Annotated in this window: 22 protein-coding genes, 1 tRNA gene, 2 rRNA genes and 1 pseudogene (1 of these 26 running past the window's edge); all 26 read left to right on the forward strand. The window is 51.0% G+C overall.

Annotated features, from left to right (window positions below; all coding sequences use genetic code 11):
- Window positions 1-1,832, forward strand: a 23S ribosomal RNA gene (locus TCARDRAFT_RS11805); it begins 1,517 nt to the left of the window's first position.
- 102 nt (window positions 1,833-1,934) lie between these two features.
- A 5S ribosomal RNA gene (gene rrf / locus TCARDRAFT_RS11810) occupies window positions 1,935-2,051 on the forward strand.
- 3 nt (window positions 2,052-2,054) lie between these two features.
- A tRNA-Asn gene (locus TCARDRAFT_RS11815) sits at window positions 2,055-2,130 on the forward strand.
- Between the two features lie 177 nt (window positions 2,131-2,307).
- On the forward strand, window positions 2,308-2,550 hold the full coding sequence (locus TCARDRAFT_RS11820) for a (2Fe-2S) ferredoxin domain-containing protein (protein WP_007290220.1): 243 nt from the start codon (window positions 2,308-2,310) through the stop codon (window positions 2,548-2,550).
- A gap of 14 nt (window positions 2,551-2,564) precedes the next feature.
- On the forward strand, window positions 2,565-4,250 hold the full coding sequence (locus TCARDRAFT_RS11825; RefSeq protein WP_007290221.1) for a [Fe-Fe] hydrogenase large subunit C-terminal domain-containing protein: 1,686 nt from the start codon (window positions 2,565-2,567) through the stop codon (window positions 4,248-4,250).
- The gene (locus TCARDRAFT_RS11830) at window positions 4,250-5,395 is read left to right on the forward strand and encodes a SpoIIE family protein phosphatase (protein ID WP_007290222.1); all 1,146 of its coding nucleotides are present in this window, start codon (window positions 4,250-4,252) and stop codon (window positions 5,393-5,395) included. The genes TCARDRAFT_RS11825 and TCARDRAFT_RS11830 overlap by 1 nt, the downstream gene beginning before the upstream one ends.
- Window positions 5,396-5,412: 17 nt before the next feature.
- On the forward strand, window positions 5,413-5,649 hold the full coding sequence (locus TCARDRAFT_RS11835; RefSeq protein ID WP_007290223.1) for an NAD(P)H-dependent oxidoreductase subunit E: 237 nt from the start codon (window positions 5,413-5,415) through the stop codon (window positions 5,647-5,649).
- Window positions 5,650-5,670: 21 nt separating this feature from the next.
- On the forward strand, window positions 5,671-7,170 hold the full coding sequence (locus TCARDRAFT_RS11840) for a 4Fe-4S dicluster domain-containing protein (protein WP_007290224.1): 1,500 nt from the start codon (window positions 5,671-5,673) through the stop codon (window positions 7,168-7,170).
- Between the two features lie 86 nt (window positions 7,171-7,256).
- Window positions 7,257-8,000, forward strand: a complete 744-nt coding sequence (locus TCARDRAFT_RS11845) for a YebC/PmpR family DNA-binding transcriptional regulator (protein WP_007290225.1) — start codon at window positions 7,257-7,259, stop codon at window positions 7,998-8,000.
- Between the two features lie 87 nt (window positions 8,001-8,087).
- Window positions 8,088-8,663, forward strand: a complete 576-nt coding sequence (locus tag TCARDRAFT_RS11850) for a BofC C-terminal domain-containing protein (RefSeq protein WP_007290226.1) — start codon at window positions 8,088-8,090, stop codon at window positions 8,661-8,663.
- 125 nt (window positions 8,664-8,788) lie between these two features.
- Window positions 8,789-9,286, forward strand: a complete 498-nt coding sequence (ruvC, locus tag TCARDRAFT_RS11855; RefSeq protein WP_007290227.1) for a crossover junction endodeoxyribonuclease RuvC — start codon at window positions 8,789-8,791, stop codon at window positions 9,284-9,286.
- Entirely contained in the window at window positions 9,283-9,888 is a 606-nt protein-coding gene (gene ruvA / locus TCARDRAFT_RS11860; RefSeq protein ID WP_007290228.1) for a Holliday junction branch migration protein RuvA, read from the forward strand. The genes ruvC and ruvA overlap by 4 nt, the downstream gene beginning before the upstream one ends.
- Window positions 9,889-9,895: 7 nt before the next feature.
- Complete coding sequence (ruvB, locus tag TCARDRAFT_RS11865) at window positions 9,896-10,912, forward strand: Holliday junction branch migration DNA helicase RuvB (protein ID WP_007290229.1); 1,017 nt, start codon at window positions 9,896-9,898, stop codon at window positions 10,910-10,912.
- Between the two features lie 43 nt (window positions 10,913-10,955).
- The gene (locus TCARDRAFT_RS11870; protein ID WP_040683395.1) at window positions 10,956-11,186 is read left to right on the forward strand and encodes a DUF2905 domain-containing protein; all 231 of its coding nucleotides are present in this window, start codon (window positions 10,956-10,958) and stop codon (window positions 11,184-11,186) included.
- Window positions 11,187-11,198: 12 nt separating this feature from the next.
- Window positions 11,199-12,545: a SpoIID/LytB domain-containing protein gene (locus TCARDRAFT_RS11875; RefSeq protein WP_007290230.1), complete on the forward strand. Its 1,347-nt coding sequence runs from the start codon at window positions 11,199-11,201 to the stop codon at window positions 12,543-12,545.
- Between the two features lie 10 nt (window positions 12,546-12,555).
- Window positions 12,556-13,575 (forward strand): tRNA preQ1(34) S-adenosylmethionine ribosyltransferase-isomerase QueA, encoded by a 1,020-nt coding sequence (queA, locus tag TCARDRAFT_RS11880; protein ID WP_007290231.1) that lies wholly within the window; start codon window positions 12,556-12,558, stop codon window positions 13,573-13,575.
- Between the two features lie 17 nt (window positions 13,576-13,592).
- Window positions 13,593-14,705, forward strand: a complete 1,113-nt coding sequence (gene tgt / locus TCARDRAFT_RS11885; RefSeq protein WP_007290232.1) for a tRNA guanosine(34) transglycosylase Tgt — start codon at window positions 13,593-13,595, stop codon at window positions 14,703-14,705.
- Window positions 14,706-14,761: 56 nt separating this feature from the next.
- Window positions 14,762-15,067, forward strand: a complete 306-nt coding sequence (gene yajC / locus TCARDRAFT_RS11890; protein ID WP_007290233.1) for a preprotein translocase subunit YajC — start codon at window positions 14,762-14,764, stop codon at window positions 15,065-15,067.
- Complete coding sequence (locus TCARDRAFT_RS11895) at window positions 15,051-15,644, forward strand: 5-formyltetrahydrofolate cyclo-ligase (RefSeq protein WP_007290234.1); 594 nt, start codon at window positions 15,051-15,053, stop codon at window positions 15,642-15,644. The genes yajC and TCARDRAFT_RS11895 overlap by 17 nt, the downstream gene beginning before the upstream one ends.
- 36 nt (window positions 15,645-15,680) lie before the next feature.
- The gene (locus tag TCARDRAFT_RS11900; RefSeq protein ID WP_007290235.1) at window positions 15,681-16,385 is read left to right on the forward strand and encodes a PP2C family protein-serine/threonine phosphatase; all 705 of its coding nucleotides are present in this window, start codon (window positions 15,681-15,683) and stop codon (window positions 16,383-16,385) included.
- Between the two features lie 12 nt (window positions 16,386-16,397).
- On the forward strand, window positions 16,398-16,763 hold the full coding sequence (locus TCARDRAFT_RS11905) for a hypothetical protein (protein ID WP_007290236.1): 366 nt from the start codon (window positions 16,398-16,400) through the stop codon (window positions 16,761-16,763).
- On the forward strand, window positions 16,736-17,401 hold the full coding sequence (locus TCARDRAFT_RS11910; RefSeq protein ID WP_007290237.1) for a hypothetical protein: 666 nt from the start codon (window positions 16,736-16,738) through the stop codon (window positions 17,399-17,401). Before TCARDRAFT_RS11905 ends, TCARDRAFT_RS11910 begins: the two co-directional genes overlap by 28 nt.
- A gap of 94 nt (window positions 17,402-17,495) precedes the next feature.
- Window positions 17,496-18,702 (forward strand): annotated as a pseudogene (gene secD, locus TCARDRAFT_RS11915) (protein translocase subunit SecD).
- A gap of 12 nt (window positions 18,703-18,714) precedes the next feature.
- On the forward strand, window positions 18,715-19,626 hold the full coding sequence (secF, locus tag TCARDRAFT_RS11920; RefSeq protein ID WP_007290239.1) for a protein translocase subunit SecF: 912 nt from the start codon (window positions 18,715-18,717) through the stop codon (window positions 19,624-19,626).
- A gap of 109 nt (window positions 19,627-19,735) precedes the next feature.
- Window positions 19,736-20,749: a hypothetical protein gene (locus TCARDRAFT_RS11925; RefSeq protein WP_007290240.1), complete on the forward strand. Its 1,014-nt coding sequence runs from the start codon at window positions 19,736-19,738 to the stop codon at window positions 20,747-20,749.
- A complete protein-coding gene (locus TCARDRAFT_RS11930; protein ID WP_007290241.1) occupies window positions 20,749-21,291 on the forward strand; it encodes a DUF456 family protein in 543 nt (180 codons plus the stop codon). Before TCARDRAFT_RS11925 ends, TCARDRAFT_RS11930 begins: the two co-directional genes overlap by 1 nt.
- The last annotated feature ends 7 nt before the right edge of the window (window positions 21,292-21,298 follow it).

A 21,298-nucleotide genomic window follows, 5' to 3' on the forward strand; every position in this document is an offset into this window, starting at 1 on the left:
CATGAAATGCTTAAAGAAACATATGACCACATAGCAAGGCAGCTTGCGAGATTCATACAAGTTGTTGAGAAAGCGAAGGTCGAAAGTCGAAAGTCGGCTGTCGAGAAAGGGTAGGGGAGCGTTCTTACCGGGTAGAAGGTTTTCTGGAAGGGGAGCTGGACTGGTAAGAAGTGAGAATGCCGGTATGAGTAGCGAAAAGACAGGTGAGAATCCTGTCCACCGAAAGCCTAAGGGTTCCTGAGCAACGATCGTCGACTCAGGGTAAGTCGGGACCTAAGCCGAGGCGGATAAGCGTAGGCGATGGACAACGGGTAAACATTCCCGTACCGCCCGAAGTCGTTTGAGCGAAGGAGTGACGCAGGAGGTAAGGCAAGCGCGAGGATGGAAAGTCGCGTCTAAGCCGGTAGGGTGCAGTGCAGGCAAATCCGCACTGCGAGAGCCTGAGAGGTGAAGGGGAGCTGAGGGGAGACCCTTGGCGAAGTTGCCTGGGCCAGACTGCCGAGAAAAGCTTCTAGCGAGACGGAGGGCGCCCGTACCGGAAACCGACACAGGTAGGCGGGGAGAGGATCCTAAGGTGCGCGGGAGAACCCTCGTTAAGGAACTCGGCAAAATGTCCCCGTAACTTCGGGAGAAGGGGAGCCCAAGCCCGTGAAGGCAGGAAGCGGCCGGAGCGGGAGTGGGTCGCAGAGGAGAGGCCCAAGCGACTGTTTACCACAAACACAGGTGCCTGCTAAAGCGAAAGCTGACGTATAGGTGCTGACACCTGCCCAGTGCCGGAAGGTTAAGGAAGGGGGTTAGGAGGAAACTCCGAAGCTCACGACCGAAGCCCCGGTGAACGGCGGCCGTAACTATAACGGTCCTAAGGTAGCGAAATTCCTTGTCGGGTAAGTTCCGACCCGCACGAAAGGTGTAACGACTTGGGCACTGTCTCAACGAGGGACCCGGTGAAATTGAAATACCTGTGAAGATGCAGGTTACCCGCGACTGGACAGAAAGACCCCATGGAGCTTTACTGCAACCTGACATTGGATTTTGGTAAAGCATGTACAGGATAGGTGGGAGACAGAGAAGCATGGGCGCAAGCTCGTGTGGAGTCGACGTTGGGATACCACCCTTGGTTTACTGGAGTTCTAACTGGAGGAGTAACGAACCTCAGGACAGTGTCAGGCGGGCAGTTTGACTGGGGCGGTCGCCTCCGAAAGAGTAACGGAGGCGCCCAAAGGTTCCCTCAGCGCGGATGGAAATCGCGCGGAGAGTGTAAAGGCAGAAGGGAGCTTGACTGCGAGACGGACAGGTCGAGCAGGGACGAAAGTCGGGCTTAGTGATCCGGTGGTACCGAGTGGAAGGGCCATCGCTCAACGGATAAAAGCTACCCTGGGGATAACAGGCTAATCTCCCCCAAGAGTCCATATCGACGGGGAGGTTTGGCACCTCGATGTCGGCTCATCACATCCTGGGGCTGAAGTAGGTCCCAAGGGTTGGGCTGTTCGCCCATTAAAGTGGTACGTGAGCTGGGTTCAGAACGTCGTGAGACAGTTCGGTCCCTATCCATCGCGGGCGCAAGAGACTTGAGAGGAGCTGCTCCTAGTACGAGAGGACCGGAGTGGACGGACCAATGGTGTACCAGTTATACCGCCAGGTGTACAGCTGGGTAGCTACGTCCGGAACGGATAAACGCTGAAAGCATCTAAGCGTGAAACCGGCCTTAAGATGAGGTCTCTCACAACGGAAGTTGGTAAGGCCCCTTGCAGAAGACAAGGTAGATAGGCCAGGAGTGTAAGGCGGGCAACCGCTTGAGCGGACTGGTACTAATCGGCCGAGGGCTTGACCTAAAAAGGGCAAAATACGAAAATGCGTGAAAATCTTCTGTGCAGTTTTGAGGGAAAGTAACCACCACTTTCCGATTACCACTTATTACTTTCCCAAAATAAATATCCGGTGTCGATAGCTACGGGGATCCACCTGTTCCCATACCGAACACAGAAGTTAAGCCCGTAAACGCCGAAAGTACTTGGCTGGAGACGGCCTGGGAGGATAGGTAGACGCCGGTATATTCCTCGGTAGCTCAGTCGGTAGAGCAATCGGCTGTTAACCGATCGGTCGCAGGTTCGAGTCCTGCCCGGGGAGCCAATTTTGGAAACAAGCCATGCCACGTCGGGTATGGCTTGTTTTAATTTTTTAAAAAACTGAATTAGAAATGCTTCATGTTTTTTAAGAAAGTTATTGCTGATAGATTAGTTATCCGGTACAATAAATAAAGAGAGAGTGAGTGAAAGTTTTCACTTTATCCTTGCTGGGGGCGATAGTGTGGTCAAATTATCAATTTGTATTGGGAGTGCCTGCCATCTTCGCGGTGCCCACGGAGTGCTAAGCGCTTTTAACGCCCTAATTGATAAGTACCAAGTACAAAGCAATGTCGACCTGGAAGGTAGCTTTTGTCAGGGAAAGTGCACCGAAGGAGTAGTCATCAAGATTGATGACGAGGTTATTACTAATGTTACTAAGGATAAGGTGTACGATATTTTTATGGAAAAAATATTGGGGCGGTGACTTAGGTGACATATATGAAAGTGCTTACTACACTACAAGCCAACTGCAAGGATTGTCACCGCTGCGTCCGGGTTTGTCCCATAAAAGCCATTGGCATTAGAAGGGGCCAGGCCAGACTGGTAGATGATAAATGTATCTTGTGCGGCAAATGCGTGGTAGAGTGCCCGCAGCAAGCCAAGCAAGTTATTTCGCAAATTCCCGTAATTCAGGATGCTTTGGCGCAGGGACGGCTGGTTGTTATGAGTTTGGCGCCATCCTTTGTGGGGGCGTTTCCGGCTTTTTCGCCGGAACAATTTTTCGCTGCCGTTCGTAGTTTGGGCTTTACGGTCATTGAAGAAACGGCTGTAGGGGCAGAAGTTGTTTCGCAAATATACAGCTCACTGATAACCACCGCCGACAAACCGGTTATTTCCGCCTGTTGTCCCGTGGTGGTTAGACTTGTTGAAAGGTATTACCCTGAACTGGTTGGTAATCTGGCCCCCGTTGTTTCGCCGATGCAGGCCCATGGGCGCATCCTCAAAAAACGGTATGGGAATAACGCTTTTGTTGTTTTTGCTGGTCCTTGCATTGCCAAGTTTGCTGAGCTGGCAGAGGCTAACAGCGCGATTGATGCGGTTATTACTTTTCAACAGCTTAATACCTGGCTAAAGCAGCAAGCGAACCACAATACGCCCTGTCGTTTCCAGACTAACATGGCAAGCAGCGGCCGTTATTTTCCTATTGCCGGCGGCATTCTCAAAACCTGTGGGCATACTAGCGCCGTTGATGCCGAGATTGTTGCCGTGGATGGCATCGAAAACTGTATACAGGTCTTTGACGGGATAATTAAAGGGCAGTTTGCGCCTAAGTTCGTGGAAGCATTAGCCTGTACCGGCGGCTGCATCAATGGTCCAGCTATGGTATCGGGATTATGTTTGCCGGCTCGCCGCGCAAAAGTTATTTCTTTTGCCGTCCAGGGTGGGCAAAAGCCACTAACAACGCCACCGGATCTCGATTTTAAAAAAGTTCATCAGGCCAAACCAGTCCAGCTGGGGCAGCCATCAGAACAGGAAATCCGGGAAATATTGAGTCAGATTGGCAAGTTGACGCCGGCCGACGAAAAAAATTGCGGCGCTTGTGGTTATAATTCGTGTCGCGAGAAAGCGATTGCCGTATACCAGGGCATGGCGGAAATTGACATGTGTGTACCCTACATGCGGTCCCGAGCCGAGTCTTTTGCCAACATGATTGTTGATAATTCGTTGAACGCCATTATTGTCGTAAATGATAAGTTAATTATTCAAGAATTTAATCCGGCAGCCGAGCAAATGTTGCAAAAGCGCCAGGATTGGGTCCGTGGTGCCAGCCTGACGGAAATTATGGATTGCGCGGAAATTATCAGGGCAATTAATTCAGGCGTAAAAGTGCCCAGACACCGGGTGGAACTTCCTTTATACGGCCTTATTACCGAACAGATGATTATTCCGTTGCCGGACGAAGGCTTAGCCATCCTTATAATTTCCGATATAACCGAGCAGGAGAAACGGGCCAAAGAATTGGAACAGGTTAAGCTGGAGACGGTCGAAAAGGCGACAGATATTATTAACAAACAGATGCAAGTTGCTCAGGAAATAGCCGGTCTGCTCGGCGAAACGACAGCCGAAACCAAGTCGGCTTTGTTAGAACTTATCTGGTTGCTAAAAGGCAAGGGGGCCAAGTGATGTACCCGCTGCATGCCGAAGTCGGTGTTGCGCAATTGTCCAAAACAGGAGAAGAATTATGTGGCGATAAAGTTGAAGTATTACGCACCCCAACAGATACTATTATCGTTCTTTCGGATGGGCTGGGTAGCGGTGTAAAGGCGAACATTCTCGCCACCCTTACGACGAAAATAGCCTCTTCTATGCTTAAAAGAGGTATTCCGCTCGAAGATGTTGTCGATACCATTGCCAAGACTTTACCGGTTTGCCGCCAACGGAAAATTGCTTATTCAACTCTCCATATCATCAAGGTTGCTGCTGATGGCTTAACAACCATCGTGGAATTTGACTGCCCGTCTACGTTTTTGCTCCGCGCCGGCAAGGTAGTTCCTTTTCCTACCACGGAAAAAATTGTCGGCGGCAAGGTCATAAAAGAAGGTCAACTTTATTTGCAGGAAAATGATATAATAGTTGGAGTAAGTGACGGGGTAATCCATGCCGGTATTGGCGGTCTTTTGAAACTGGGGTGGGGATGGCAGGGAATAGCCAGCGAGCTTGTTGGCGATAGTGTGGCCATGACGGCTGAAAATATCAGCCGGAAAATTATGGCTTGTTGTGAAGGCTATTATGCCGGCCATCCCGGCGATGACTCGACCGTGGTGGCGGTAAAAATCCGTCAGCCGGTGCACGCCACGCTCCTAACAGGACCGCCGGCCGATCCCCGGAGTGACGAAAAAGTAGTAAAACGCTTTTTAAGCCAGCCCGGCAAAAAAATTATCGCTGGAGGCACAACAGCCAATATTGTCAGTCGCCTGACCGGCAAGCCCCTTATTGTCGCCCTGGATTATCATGACCCGGCAATTCCCCCAACGGGGCGTATTGAGGGTATTGACCTTGTGACCGAGGGGGTATTGACGCTTAATGCCGCGGTGGAAAAACTAAAAAATCCGGCGGCGTTGGCCCATAACGGGCAGGATGGAGCGACCCGGCTGGCGAAGCTGCTGCTGTCATGTGATAAAATAGATATCTTTGCCGGCGGCGCTATTAATCCAGCGCACCAAAATCCCAATTTCCCGGCCTATATTAATATCAAAGCACAGGTTTTGTCCAAGTTGCAGTCAGTACTGGAGTCAATGGGCAAGCAAGTTAGTATTGAATGGTTTTGATTAAGGGAGGGGACAGTGTGAACAATATCGTCATTGAGATTTGTGTCGGTACTTCTTGCTATCTATTGGGTGCTCAGGACTTAATCCGGGCCGTTGAGGAGCTGCCTTGCGAACAGCGTTCCCACATTGAACTCCGGGGCGTAACTTGTCTCAAAACCTGCGGCAAAGGGCCAAACGTGAGAATTGATGGTGTGGTGTTGGCTGGTATGACGCCTGAACGCCTGCTCACTATTATTCAGGACAAACTGGGGTAATTGTTTTAGGAGGGAGAAAATATGTCGCAGGTAACGGAAGTTGTGAAAATTCGCCGTAAAGTTTTGTCTGAGATTGCGCGGTTAGCCTTTGAAGGTAAACTGCAAGATCACGTCGAGGATATCCTACACACAGTGGTAACGGAGGAAGGTCCCCGTTATCGCTGCTGCGTGCATAAAGAGCGGGCTGTCTTGAAAGACCGGATCAATCTGGCTCTGAGTCAGCCTATTAACACCGATCTTAAGGTCGCGGCGCAAAACGCATTAGAAGGCAAAATTGCTGACATGCCTTTTGTTAATGTGTTGCCTGAGGCATGTGACCGGTGTCCTATTGACAAGTTTATCGTCACCGATGCCTGCCGCAACTGTGTTGCCCACCACTGCATCAACAGCTGTCCCAAAAAGGCGATTGCGGTAGTGCAAAACCGGGCCTTTATTGATAAGAACCGGTGCGTGGAATGTGGCCTCTGCAAAAGATCCTGCCCTTACGGCGCGATCATTGAGGTTAGCCGGCCTTGTGAACGGGCCTGCGACTTGAAGGCGGTCGTCGCCGGCGCCGACCGTCGGGCTGTAATCAATTACGATAAATGTGTACAATGTGGCGCCTGCAAAATCGCTTGTCCTTTCGGCGCTATCGGCGACCGCTCGGTGATTGTCCAGTTAATTCAGGATCTCAAGCACCACAAAAAGGTTTACGCAATTATTGCTCCTTCTTTTATTGGCCAATTCGGTCTGAAGGTCAGACCAGGACAAGTAATTAATGCCCTTAAGCAGCTTGGTTTTTACGATGTGCAGGAAGTTTCCTTTGGCGCTGACATTGTCACCGTGGAAGAGACGAAGGAGTTTGCCGCCACTGTTCCCGGCGAACGTTCCTTTATGACCACTTCCTGTTGCCCTGCCTTCGTGGGAATGGTCGAAAAGCATTTGCCGGAGCTGAGGGATAAAGTTTCTTCTACTGTTTCACCGATGATTGCTACCGGTAAAAGCATTAAAGTTGACGACCCCGAAGCCATTGTGGTATTCATTGGGCCGTGTATTGCCAAGAAGGTCGAGGCAGCGCGCTATGCCGGCGTCATCGATTACGTTTTGACTTTTGAGGAGCTGGCGGCGATGCTGGTGGGCGCTGGCATCAATGTAACTGAAGTGGCCGACTCCGAGTATCAGACTACCGCGTCGCGCGATGGCAATATTTTTGCGCGGGCCGGTGGTGTTGCCCAGGCAGTTGTCGATGCAGCCGCCCATCTGGCGCCCGATGTTAATATTAAACCCCATCGCTGTGAAGGGCTTGGCAACTGCAAGGCAGCCCTTATCCAAATTCGCGATGGTAAAATTGATGCCAATCTTTTCGAAGGAATGGCCTGCACGGGCGGTTGTGTCGGCGGTCCCGGGACGCTCACTGATTTTCGGGTTACCACCAAACTGGTCGAGAATTACGCAGCCACCGCGGCGGTTACAACGTCGCCGGAAAACCAGGAAGCAGTTAAGGTTATCGAAAAAGGACCTATTTGGCATCACGGACATTAAGGCGGCAAAGCTGTTTTCTCTTTTGCGAAACGAGCCTTGATATGCTACAATATTGCCTGATTTAGAATGTCGGAGAGGGGGACATTATGGCAGGACACTCAAAATGGGCGAATATAAAGCACAGAAAAGGCAAAATGGACGCACTGCGCGGTAAAATCACCACCAAGCTGTCGCGTGAAATTACGGTTGCTGTCCGTATGGGCGGGGCCGACCCGGCGGGGAATATGCGACTTAAGCTGGCTTTGCAAAAGGCAAAAGAGAATAATATACCGAAAGAAAACATTCAGCGCGCCATCCAAAAAGGCTTAGGCGCCCAGGAAGGCGGCAATTATGAGGAAATGACCTATGAAGGTTACGGCCCCGGCGGCGTAGCCGTCATGCTCGATATCATGACCGACAACCGCAACCGTACTGCTGCCGATATTCGCCACCTGTTTGCCAAATATGGCGGTAACCTTGGCGAAACAGGCTGCGTATCCTGGATGTTCAAGAAGAAGGGCTTTTTTGTCGTAAACGCCAGCGAAGCAAAAGTCAGTGAAGAGGACATGATGATGCTGGTACTGGAGGCAGGCGCCGAAGATTTCCGGAGTGAAGACGGGCAATACGAAATTATTACCGCTCCCGAAGATTTTGAAGCGGTGCAGCAAGCATTACAAGCACATAATATTGCCACTGCGACCGCCGAAATAACGATGCTCCCCGATACCACGGTAGCTCTTTCCGGCGATGATGCCGCAAAGATGATGAAGCTTATGGATGCATTGGAAGAACATGACGATGTTCAGAACGTTTATGCTAATTTCGATATACCGGATGAAATGCTAGCCTAGTAGGCAGGCCGAATGGCCTGCTTTTTTGTATGTTTTTTGGCTAATCTGGCAATAATTAAAGCAACGTAGGAATAAGGAGTGTTATCCATGTTGCCTTTGCCTAAAATTACCAAAAAACGGGCGCTATTTGCGGTCGGTATTATTCTGTGCGGATGTCTTGTCGCCTACTATTTTATTAGTTCGCAGCCACGAGGGCACGAGCCGCCGCTGATCCCCAAAGAAACGGAAGTAGCGAAACAGGACGCGAAAATCAAGATTACCCCAAATACTGATTTAGTGCAAAAACTCATTTATACCAAATGCAATGACGAAGAGGTTTTCCGCACGAAACCGGCTGACAACCTTATAGGTTTGAACTATCAACAGTTCCAGAAAGTTTATTCAGGCTGGACCATCCATAAGTTCGATAATTTGGAAGTGGAAATGTCGCTAAAAGTGGATAGTTATTGCCGCGAGCACGCCAATAACATGTTTATAGGCATTAAAGACGGCTATGTGGCCGTGTTTTATGGTAAACCCGGTCCGAAAGCATTGCTCAAGGAAGTAACGAAAATCCCGGTATCTAAACTGGTTCAAGAAGATTTGGATGAGTTAAAACGTGGGATAGTTGTCCACTCGCGGGAGGAGCTATTACGGACCCTCGAAGGCATGCAGTCGCGTTAACGGAGGCAAAGAAGCCTCCTTTTTCTTTGTTGACTTCTTTTTCTTTTTCCGGTCGCTTCGGAGCCACCGGGTAAAGGAATACCGGCGGTTGTTGTCGAATGTTTTAAACACAAGGAGGCTTACGCATGTTGGCTTTAGGAATCGATCCTGGGACCGCTATTTGCGGGTACGGGTTTGTAGAACTGCGCGGCAGCACGTTGCACGCCGTGGACTGGGGTGCGGTGGAAACCAGTCCCAAGTTGAGCTCAACCGAGCGGCTAAAAATAATTTTTCAGGACCTGGATAGCTTGATAAAACGGCAACGACCGGATATCATAGGTGTGGAACAGCTGTTCTTCAACAAGAATGTTACTACGGCTATGACGGTTGGGCAGGCACGGGGAGTTGTGCTGCTAGCGGCAGCCCTCAATAACATCAAAGTGCTGGAATGTACGCCGCTGCAGGTAAAACAATCCGTTGTGGGCTACGGTCGGGCTACCAAAGAACAGGTTATGTACATGACGCAGCGCCTACTTAACCTTTCGGAGAAACCTCATCCTGATGACGCTGCTGATGCATTGGCGGTTGCCATTTGCTCTTTGCATGCGGCAGGCGCCGACAGAATGGCGGTGCCTGGCAGATGATTGGCTACTTGCGTGGAACGGTGGTCCATCTCGGCGTCGATCACTGCATTTTGGATGTTAACGGCGTGGGCTACCGGGTTTTCGTACCGGCGTCGGGCCGCCAACGGCTTGTGGCCGGCGCGCAGGCCGCTTTATTTACATACTTGCATGTACGGGAAGATGCCCTCCTTCTTTATGGCTTCCATACTCAGGATGAATATGAGTTATTTTTACTATTGATGGACGTTTCGGGGATTGGGCCGAAAGCTGCTTTGAATATCCTTTCAGCGGTAAGTCCGGAAGGATTTCGTCTGGCCGTCAGCCAAAAAAACGTCAGCCTGCTTACGAAAATTCCGGGCATCGGCAAGAAGACGGCCGAACGCATTATCTTGGAACTCAAAGACAAGGTAGGTACGAGCGGAGAGACCGGCGGGGATGCCGGCCTGGCGGCGACCGGTTCGGCTTCGGCAATAGACCAGGCCGATGAAGCATTACAGGCCATGTTGGCTCTTGGCTATAGTCACGCAGAAGTTGCCCCGGTTCTGAAAAAGGTGCGGCACGAAGCACAATCAGTAGAGGAACTTATCAGACTAGTTCTACGGGAATTTACCAGGAGGTCATAGGATCGCAATGGAGGAACGTATTATCGCCGGCGGCAAGCAGGATGCAGACGACTGGCAGTACAGCCTGCGTCCGCGGCGGCTGGCGGAGTATATCGGACAAGACCAGATAAAACATAATCTCACGGTATTTATTCAAGCGGCCATGACCCGCGGCGAGGCATTGGACCATGTACTGCTTTATGGTCCACCCGGGCTTGGCAAGACTACTTTGGCCAGTATTATTGCCAATGAGTTGGGGGTAAACTTGCGGATTACTTCGGGACCGGCGATTGAACGGCCCGGTGACTTGGCGGCGCTCTTAACCAACCTGGGCGAAAAGGATGTCCTGTTTATCGACGAGATTCATCGCCTGCCCCGCAGCGTGGAAGAAATTCTTTATTCCGCCATGGAAGATTATGCGCTGGATATTATTATCGGCAAAGGTCCCAGTGCCCGGTCCATTCGTCTCGACTTACCCCGGTTCACGTTGGTTGGAGCTACAACCCGGGCGGGGGCGCTCGCGTCGCCGCTGCGCGACCGGTTTGGCGTTATTTGCCGTTTGGAATATTACGATGTAAAACAGCTCGTGTGTATTGTCAAACGGGCGGCAGATATATTAAATATTGCCATCGATGCCCAAGGGGCGGAAGAAATTGCCCGGCGGTCGCGGGGGACGCCCCGGGTAGCCAATCGCCTGCTTAAACGGGTGCGCGATTTTGCCCAGGTAACAGGCGACGGAGTGATTACGGCCGCTCTCGCTGATGAAGCACTGGCCCGTCTCGACGTTGACCAGTGCGGTCTTGACCGGACGGACCGCACCTTGCTCCGCATTATTATCGAAAAGTTTAACGGTGGCCCGGTAGGGCTGGATACATTGGCGGCAGCCATCAGTGAGGAAACTGATACGGTAGAAGATGTTTACGAACCCTTCTTACTTCAACTGGGTTTTATTCAACGGACACCCCGCGGGCGGGTGGCTACGCCGGCGGCCTACCATCATTTAGGAATACCATTAAAAAAAGAAGAACAGGAAAAGCTGTGGTAAAAAAGCGGCTTGCGATTAGTCAACGATGAAAGGAGTGATGTGTATGCTGCCCGATGGTACGGATTCTTTTGGCAAAACGATTATGCTGATTGGTCTGGTACTTGTTGTTATCGGAGCGGTCTGGCATTTTGGCGCTAAATTCATCAACTTGGGCCGGCTGCCGGGAGACATCCACATCCAAAAAGAAAACTTCAGCTTCCATTTTCCGATAGTGACGTCGATCGTACTCAGCATTGTATTGACCATTATTTTAAATTTATTTACAAGACGTTAGGTAGAGGAGATCATGTTTAGACGTATTATTTATCTAACGACGCTACTATGTTTTCTTGTTTCCGCCGCGGCTGGTGCTCAGGTTTCGGCCCAGTCAGCGCGAACGGCGGAGCCACTTATCAGGGTAGGTATCTGGACCAATCAACCTAATGTTCTCCTCTCGGCCACTAGTCCTTTTGCGATCGTTGACCGCACGAACGGCCAGGTTTTGGGCGCTTATCAGGCCGGGGAAAGAGTCAGTCTTGCCTACAAAAACGGTATCATCGCGCTCAACGGCAAGCCGCTGGAAACCAGGAGCATCGGCGTCGTTCTCAAAGGCAAAGGTGAACAATATATTGAGGTCAATAAACGGCGCTACCGGGGGGACATCGAGGTTCATCCCACCCGCGGCGAAACAGGGTTGACGGTCGTCAATACTTTGCCGGTAGAACAATATTTATATGGTATTATCGCCCGGGAAATTTCGCCGGACTGGGCGATTGAAGCGGTAAAGGCCCAGGCGGTTGCCGCCCGGACGTATGCTTTGTATAACTTGGGCAAGCATGCCGACGATGGCTTTGATGTCTGTGCTACTACGGATTGTCAGGTTTACGGAGGACGGGACAGTGAAGTGCCCCGCGCTATACAAGCGGTGGATGAGACGCGGGGAATGGTTATTCAGTACCGCGGACAGCTTATACCGGCTTACTTTCATAGTAGTGGCGGCGGTTATACGGAAAACAGCGAGAACGTATGGGGAACATACCGGCCGTATTTGCGGGGAGTACCTGATTTTGACCAGGCCGCCCCCCATTTCAAATGGGAGAAGCAGGTAGCGGTTACGGAACTGGAAGAGCTTCTTCGCCAGTCCGGCTATGGGATCGGGCGGCTGCAAGCAATTGAGCTTTCCCGGCTAACGGCGCAACCCGTTACCGCGCCCGACCGAGGTGTATCCGGCCGGGTCAAAACCATCCGCTTTATTGGCGACCAGGGCACAATACAGCTAACAGGGGCGAAACTGCGCAGTCTTTTGGGGCTGAATAGCACCCTGTTTGATTTAGCCGTCGTTGTGCCTGTTCCGAAAGTCTTTGAGGTAGAAATAACGGATAGCTACGGCGATCACGGCAAAAAGCAGATAGAAATCAATCTGCCGCCGCGCCAAGAACAGGGGTGGTTTAGCGATAAACCCAACATCCGCCGTTTGACCGGCCGCCCTGATGAAAAACTTGTTATTACAGGCTATGGCTGGGGTCATGGCGTAGGTCTCTCCCAGTGGGGGGCGAAAGCGATGGCCGAAACGGCGCCTCCGGGCGATACCGCATATTTTAAAGAGATATTGAAACACTATTACCAAGGTGTGGATATTAACAAGATATACTGAGGAGCCAAGAATGCTTGTCACTGATTTTGACTATTATTTGCCTGAAGAACTAATTGCCCAACAGCCCTGTGAGCCGCGCGACCATTCGCGGCTATTGGTGCTGGACCGGCGAACGGGGAACATCGAACATCGCCGGTTTTATAATTTGCCTGATTACTTACAGCCAGGGGATACCCTGGTTTTTAATAATACTAAGGTCATCCCTGCCCGACTAATTGGTGCCAAAGCCGGTACGGGTGGAAAAATTGAAGTTTTTTTGCTGAACCGGCTAACGAGTGATGAATGGGAAACGCTGGTTAAACCGGGTAAACGTGCCCGGCCCGGTACCCAGGTAGTTTTTGGCGACGAACTTTCCTGCGAGATATTGGCGTCTACCGATTATGGCGGCCGTATTGTCCGCTTTAATTACTCCGGGGTTTTTGAGGATATTTTGGACCGGCTGGGGGAAACGCCTTTGCCGCCATATATTAAAACCCGCTTAGCGGACAAAGACCGCTATCAGACTGTTTATGCCAAGGAGCGCGGTTCGGCGGCGGCCCCTACTGCCGGGCTTCACTTCACGCCTGAGCTGCTCGACCGCATCAAGGCAAAGGGGATTAACCTGGCCTTCATTACGCTCCATGTCGGTTTGGGAACTTTTCGTCCCGTCACGGTCAGTAATATTACCCAGCATACCATGCACCGCGAGTATTACTCGGTATCGCCGGAAACCGCCGCTTTAATTAACCAAACCAAACAAGCGGGCGGACGCATCATTGCTGTCGGCACTACGGCGGTCCGCACGCTGGAAACGGTAGGCGCCGGTGGGTTTGTGGAAAGTGGCAGTGGCTGGACCGATATTTTCATTTATCCTGGCTACCGCTTCAAAATTGTCGATGCGCTCGTTACCAATTTTCATCTGCCTCAGTCGACTCTGCTCATGTTGGTCAGCGCTCTGGCGGGGCGGGAAAATATTATGAATGCCTATCATGTTGCGGTGCGCGAGAAATACCGGTTTTTCAGCTTTGGGGACGCAATGCTTATCTTATAAGTTAGGGAGGTGCGCCTTTGGCCATTACGTTTGAACTGATTAAACAATGCAGCAAGACCGGAGCGCGAGCCGGCAGGCTCTATACTCCTCACGGCGTTTTTGAGACTCCCATCTTTATGCCTGTCGGCACCCAGGCCACCGTTAAAGCCATGTCGCCGGACGAACTCAAAGCTATGGGCGCTGGCATTATTTTAAGCAACACTTATCACTTATATTTGCGCCCCGGCCATGAACTGGTGGCCGAGGCGGGCGGGCTTCACGGCTTTATGCACTGGGATCGCGGCATCCTTACAGATAGTGGCGGCTTTCAGGTTTTCAGCCTTGGTCCGCTGCGCAAGATTACCGAAGAAGGCGTGGCCTTCCGTTCGCATATCGATGGCTCCAAACATTTTCTGTCGCCGGAAAAGGCTACGGAAATCCAAATGGCGCTAGGCGCCGATATTATTATGGCCTTTGACGAGTGTGTACCGTATCCGGCCGAATACGATTATGCCAAGGCGTCTACCGAGCGGACCACGCGCTGGGCCGAGCGTTGTAAAAAGGCCCATACGCGCAAGGACCAAGCGTTATTTGGCATCGTCCAGGGCGGCATGTACAAAGACTTGCGCGCCATGAGCGCCCGCGACCTTGTTGCCATGGATTTTCCCGGTTATGCCGTCGGGGGCCTCAGCGTCGGCGAACCGAAACCGCTCATGTACGAAATACTTGAGTATACTGTCCCGCTGCTGCCGGCCAACAAGCCCCGCTACCTTATGGGGGTTGGGACGCCTGATTGTCTGGTTGAGGGCGTCATGTACGGTATTGATATGTTTGATTGTGTTTTTCCTACCCGCGTTGCCCGGAACGGCACGGTTATGACCAGCCGGGGCAAACTGGTCGTGAAAAATGCCGAATATGCCCGTGATTTTCGGCCGATCGACCCGGACTGCGAATGCTATACCTGCCGCAACTTTTCGCGGGCCTATATTCGTCATCTGCTAAAGGCGGAAGAAATTTTTGGCCTGCGCCTTACTACCATTCATAACCTGCATTTTCTCCTTAACTTCATGCGCAACATGCGCAAGGCAATTCTCGAAGACCGGTTTTTAGCTTTTCGCCAGGAGTTTCGCGCGCAATATCAACTTCATTAAAGGAGTTTTGTCAGAAAGCGTGGAATATATTGGCGAATAATATGGGAGGTGATTACATGCCAGAATTTTCTCCGGAAATTCTTCAATTCATTCAGGCATCGTGGCCAATCGTTCTCATGGGGGTCATTTTCTACTTCCTGTTATACCGGCCGCAGCAAAAAGAACAAAAGAAACGTACCGAGATGCTGAACGCCCTTAAAAAAGGGGATCGTATTGTTACCATCGGCGGTATCTACGGTACTATTACCGCCATTAACGATAAAGTGGTTACCCTGAAGGTAGCCGATAAGGTGGAGATTGAGATCGCACGTACTGCCGTAAGCCACCACCAAAATCCGCAGAAAAATGGAAATAATAAATAACCGGAAAGCTGCATTACGGCAGCATATGTTAGCGCAGCGGCGCCGTTTGGCGCCGCAGTGGGTCGACGAACAAAGCCGCAAAATCCATAGTCATCTCCTGAATTGGCCGCTCTACCGGGCGGCCCGGACAATCATGCTGTATTTAGCTATGGCCGATGAGCCCCAGACCGATGCCATTATTATTGATGCGTTGAAGACTGACAAAACAGTATGTGTACCTGTCTTGGGCCAGCAGTACGGCATTATGGAGGCTGCGGTAATAAGCGGCCTGGATGATTTGGTTACAGGGCGGCTAGGCCTTAGAATGCCCGATCCGGCCTGCGCGAAGAATATCGATCCCGCCAGGATTGACTTGGTATTTGTTCCGGGGGTGGCCTTCGACCGCGAGGGCAACCGGCTTGGAATGGGAGCAGGCTATTACGACCGGTTTCTGACGCGGGCGCTGCAGGCGCTGTTTGTCGGCATGGCTTGGTCGTTTCAGGTTGCTGACGCAGTACCCGCCGCCACCCACGACATTTCAATGAACTATCTGCTGACAGAAGAAGGAATATTCCGTTGCGGCAAAGGCAAAATGTAGGTTTACATTTTGCCTTTCTATACGGTGGAGAGAAGCATGGAAGTAAAAATCGGCATTGCTAAAACAAATAAATATGCGGTAAGTGAGTGCGGTGATAGCGTAGAGATAGCCGAACGACCGCGGGGCGGCATTTCGGTGATTCTGGCCGACGGGCAAGGAAGTGGCCGGGCGGCAAAAAATACCAGTTCGTTAGTTGTCAACAAGGCGGCATCACTTATCGCCGAAGGCGCTCGCGACGGCGCGGTGGCACGGGCTGTGCACGACTATCTCTATGCCATGAAGGACGGCAAGGTGTCATCTACCCTTACCATTTTAAGCAGTGATTTAGATACCCAAACAATCCTTTTTTCCCGAAACTCAAACTGCCCCGTCCTGGTGAAGAGCCTGTACGGCATTGAGGTATTCGATCAAGAAGTCAGCCCTATTGGCGTACATAAACGGATGAAGCCGCTGATGCATGAAATGCCACTGGAAGTGGGCATGATTTTAATATCTTATTCCGATGGGATTCAGGCCGCCGGCCGCAAACGCGGACGTGTTTTCGACTTTAACTTTCTCCTGCGGCTTTTGGAAAAAAATGAACCACGTGATGCCGTCTTCATTGCCGAGAGTATTTTGGAATATGCCTTGGAACTGGATGACAACCGGGCCGGCGATGATATGACGGTAATTGTCATGGGCATCTGTGAAGCGGAAAACCACCATAAAATCCGCAGGATTAGCGTCAGCTTTCCCTGCTAGTGTGGTGATGGCATGCGAGTTGTTGTTGTCGGTGTCTGCGCTTCAGGAAAGACTACCTTGGTTAATAGACTAAGAAGCCTGGGGATTGAGGCTTACAACGTAGCGCAGGAACATTCGGGGATTAAAAAGCTTTGGCAGAAGAAGCACCCGGACATTTTGGTAATGCTTGATGCTACTTTGGACACTATCCGCCGCCGGCGCAGCGTACCCTGGGGGGAAGAACGACTGGCCGTACAGCGTGAACGGCTCAGGGACGCGCGGGCCAATGCCGATTTGTTCATCCCTACGGACAACTTAACAAAAGAAGAGGTAGCTCAACTGGTATTATCACATATCAGGAGGCAGCAGCAATGTCAGCAATCACCGTCGCAGACTTGAAAGCCAATCATGCCGTAAATGTTTATCTTACTCGCAGCACTGAATATCTTAGTCAAATGGGCTATACGGAGCATGGGCTGCGTCATGCCGGCTTGGTTTCAGTGCGGGCCAGAAAAGTGCTGGCGGATTTGGGCTACAGCGCACGTGACTGTGAGCTGGCGGCTATCGCCGGATATTTGCATGATATCGCCAATCTTGTTAATCGTTTCAACCACGGTGGAGCGGGCGCAATCATGGCCTATAATATCCTTTCCGGCCTTGGTATGCAACCGGAGGAGATTGCTTTGGTCATTTCGGCTATCGGCAATCACGAGGAAGAACGGGGCAACGCGGTAAATCATGTGGCATCAGCCCTCATTTTAGCCGATAAGTCCGATGTCCATTGTAGCCGGGTCAGCAAGAAAGATTTTGCGAAATTTGAAATCCATGACCGAGTGAATTATGCCGCCAAGAGCAGCGATCTCACCGTCAACCGCGAGCAGCGAACCATTACGCTATCCGTTACGATTGATACGAAAATCTGCCCGGTAATGGAGTATTTTGAAATCTTTTTAGGACGAATGGTTATGTGTCGGCGGGCGGCAGAATTTTTAAACTGTCGCTTTGGCCTGCGGATAAACGGTAACCAATTGTTGTAGACACCAGATGTGATAAAATGGCAATTATTGACAACTTGGCGGCAAGGCAGTTATAATTATGCTCGTGTATATGTAAAGATTGGGGGAGAAACTGTTGAGATGGGGAAATTTAGCCAAGTTTTTGGTAACAGCGCTGGCAATCGTCGGGATTTTCGGCTATTATATTTCACCCCTCGCTTTATCGATCAAGCAAGGTCTTGACCTGCAGGGCGGCACCCATGTTGTTCTTGAAGCGGTCGATACGCCGGAAGCAAAGGTAGACGAAGACGCTGTACAACGGGTCGTCAAAATTATCGAACGGCGGGTGAACGAGCTGGGATTAACAGAGCCGATTATCCAGCGCCAGGGCGACCGCCGGATTATTGTCGAACTTCCCGGTGTAAAAGATCCGGAAAAGGCGATTGAGATGTTAGGCAAAACGGCGCTCTTGGAGTTTCAGGATGAAAGCGGCGCTACCGTTTTGACCGGTAAGGATTTAAAAAATGCGCAAGCTCAGATTGACCAGGCTAATCGCAATTTAGTGGCCCTGGAGTTTTCGGATGAAGGCGCCAGAAAATTTGCCGATTTGACGGCGAAAAACATTGGCAAACGGATTACTATTTTGCTTGACAAGCAAGTGCTGACCAGTCCGGTTGTTGAGGAAGCAATTCCCAGCGGCAAGGCGGTAATAACGGGCAACCGCACCATTGAAGAGGCGCAGCGGTTGGCCATTTTACTGCGCTCCGGCTCATTGCCCGTAAAAGTTGATATTGTTGAGACGCGAACGGTCGGACCTACTTTGGGGCAGGATTCGAAAGAAAAGAGCAAGGTTGCCTTTGCCATCGGCATCGCTGCCATTCTGTTGTTTATGCTGCTCTTTTACCGACTGTCGGGTCTGGTAGCCAATATTGCGTTGCTTTTGTATGTACTGCTTCTGCTGGTTGCGTTGAAAATGCTGAATGCCACCCTTACGCTGCCGGGCATTGCCGGCATTATTCTATCCATGGGTATGGCGGTTGACGCCAACGTTTTGATTTTCGAGCGGTTTAAAGAGGAAGTGCGCGCCGGCAAAACGCTCCGGGCCGCCATGGACGCAGGTTTTAACCGGGCGTTTATGACGATTTTTGACTCGAACGTGACAACCTTGTTCGCCGCTGTTGTTCTGTTTTTCCTGGGCACCGGGGCCGATTAAAGGCTTTGCCATTACGCTTGGCCTCGGTATCGTTCTCAGCATGTTTACCGCCATTACCGTTACCCGTTTCATGCTGAAAGCATTGATGAACGCCAATGTTGTCAAGAGCGGCAAAATATTCGGAGCATAGGGGGCGGATGTGATGAAGTTCGATATTATCGGTAAACGGTATTGGTGGTTTGCGCTCTCTGCGCTCGTCATTATCCCGGGCCTAGTTTCCATGGCTGTACAGGGATTTAATTTAGGTATTGACTTTACCGGCGGGACACTGCTCGACATGAAGTTTGCTCGGCCGGTGACGGTAGCCGAAGTTCGCGATGTTCTTAAGGACTATCACTTAGAAAATAGTACGATCCAATTGGCAACGGTTGCCGCGCAGACCGAAGCTTCACCCAACGTATTTATCCGCACCCAGGTGCTGGGCGAAGAAGAACGGCGTGCGGTGCTGAGCGGCCTGGAGCAGAAACTGGGCAAGTTTGATATCCTGCGGATTGAAAAAGTAGGCGCCGTCATTGGCTCGGAACTGACCCGCCAAGCCGTACTGGCCGTGGCCGCCGCCTCGGTGCTGATGGTACTGTACATAACTTACCGCTTTGAATTTAAGTTTGCCATTTCTGGTATTATCGCGCTCTTGCACGACGTGCTTGTTGTCCTTGGGGTATTTTCTCTTTTGCAAAAAGAAGTTGACGCTTCTTTTGTTGCGGCTATCCTCACGATCATCGGTTATTCCATCAATGACACTATAGTCATTTTTGACCGTATCCGCGAAAACCTTAAGACGCACCGCAAGTCGGAAAGCCTTGCCGAGCTGGTCAACCGCAGCATTTGGCAGACGATGACCCGTTCTATCTACACAGTGCTGACGGTGCTGTTCGCTGCCTTGTCTTTGTATTTCTTTGGCGGCGAGACAACAAAGAATTTTGCGTTGGCCCTTATTATTGGTATCACCAGCGGTGCTTATTCTTCGATCTTTAATGCCAGTCCCATCTGGGTGACCTGGAAAGAGATAGAAGAACGCCGCCGTATCGAGTTCAAAACGCGGGGGGCAAAGTAAAAATAGCCGTTATTCGGGCTGCTGGCGCGGTGGATGCGCGCTCAGCAGCCTTCTGATTCACCAATGCTTGCGGCTATTAATAATATAATAGCAGCAGGTGGTGAAGACCGTGTGGATTGTGATACCAGCGTTATCGTTAGCTCTTGTTCATATTGCGGGCGATAATGTAGCTGTTGTTCCCGATATGGCTGGCAACTTGGGACCAAGCATTATCGCCACGACCTTTGTCGCTTATCTAATTTGCGGGACGGCAGTGGCCGGCCTTTCGGCCTGGATCGGTGTAACAACAGGGCTGGAACTGATGGTGGTGGTTAAGCGGCTTTTCGGCTGTTCGGGGAAAAAAGTTTTGGCCGGCATAATTCTGACGATTTGTGTCCCCGCCAGCGCTCTAACCGGCGGCTATTTTGCCGGCTGGGTGCTGCACAGTATGAGTGGGCTACCGCATAGCGTCGCCGTTGGTATTTGTCTTTACACTTTTTCCCTGCTGGCCGCGGGCTATGGTGAAGAGGTACTGAAAATCTCTAATTATATGGCTTTGCTGCTGGTGCCTTTTCTCGCCTGCGCCTCAGCGCAACTGGAATGGTCACTGCCAGGAGCGAAAGTTTCTTTGGGAGCGGTGGACTGGCCATTGGTTTTTGCTTTGCTTGGCTATAACGCCGGAGGGATGCGGCCAGCATTGGTGGTCGAAGCAGGAGTTCATCTGGCGAAAAAGGGTTATCGGGCAATAGGTTTAGCCGTGTTGGCCAAATTCATTGAGGGACTAATTACCTTGCTAATGGCGCAGATTGTTTTGGCCACCGGTGTACAGGGGCCGTTGGCGCTAGCCAGCGCAGTCGATCATGTTTTGGGGTCTGCCGCCGGAGCGTTGTTTAACGTTGTTTTGTTCTGCGTGCTCATGAATACAATGGCACCGGCAATGAAAGTTAATGCCTGTCAAATATCCGTGCTTACCGGTCTTGCTTTTTGGCCCGCTCTATTTTTAGGCGCCACCCTTATTTGGCTTATAAGCTTTGCCGGTTTACGTTCCATACTGTTGACCATGAGCGTCACCGGGCTGTTCATGGCTACCTTTATATTGTACATTGCCTATTTTTTACATAAAAACAAACAGAAAAAAACATAATGATTAGTGCGGTTGCCCTTGCGGCCAAGCAAGAAGTAGGGAAAGGGCCGAACGACGTGGAATGGTTATGGTATTCGCTTGGAATAATCTTACTGTTTTTGCTGATGCTAAGCGGGCTGGTCGGAACACTATCGCCGAAAATTCCGGGCACGGTCATTATTTTTGTCGTTACCGTACTCTATGGCGCCGCTACCGAGTTTTCAACCTTTCGGCCATGGCTGACCCTGCTGCTATGCTTGCTAATGCTTACGGCCGAAGTCGGCGGTAGGTGGCTGCGGGTATACCTCACCCGGCAGGACCGATTGTCCAGGGTGTTTTGTACTAATGCCGCGGTTGGCAATATCGCGGGAATTGTCGCGGCCGATGCCATTTTTGGTCCTATTTTTGGCATTTTTCTATGGGAGCTGGTGGCCGGTAAAACATTTATGCCCCGCTGGAATACCGTGGCCAAGGTGCTTGTCCGCCTGGTGGCTGCCGCAGCCTTGCGTTTTATTTGCGCTATTCTCATGATAATTCTTATTTTCGTTTACATTATTGCTTAATATTGCT

This window comes from Thermosinus carboxydivorans Nor1 (assembly GCF_000169155.1).
Lineage (GTDB): Bacteria > Bacillota > Negativicutes > Sporomusales > Thermosinaceae > Thermosinus > Thermosinus carboxydivorans.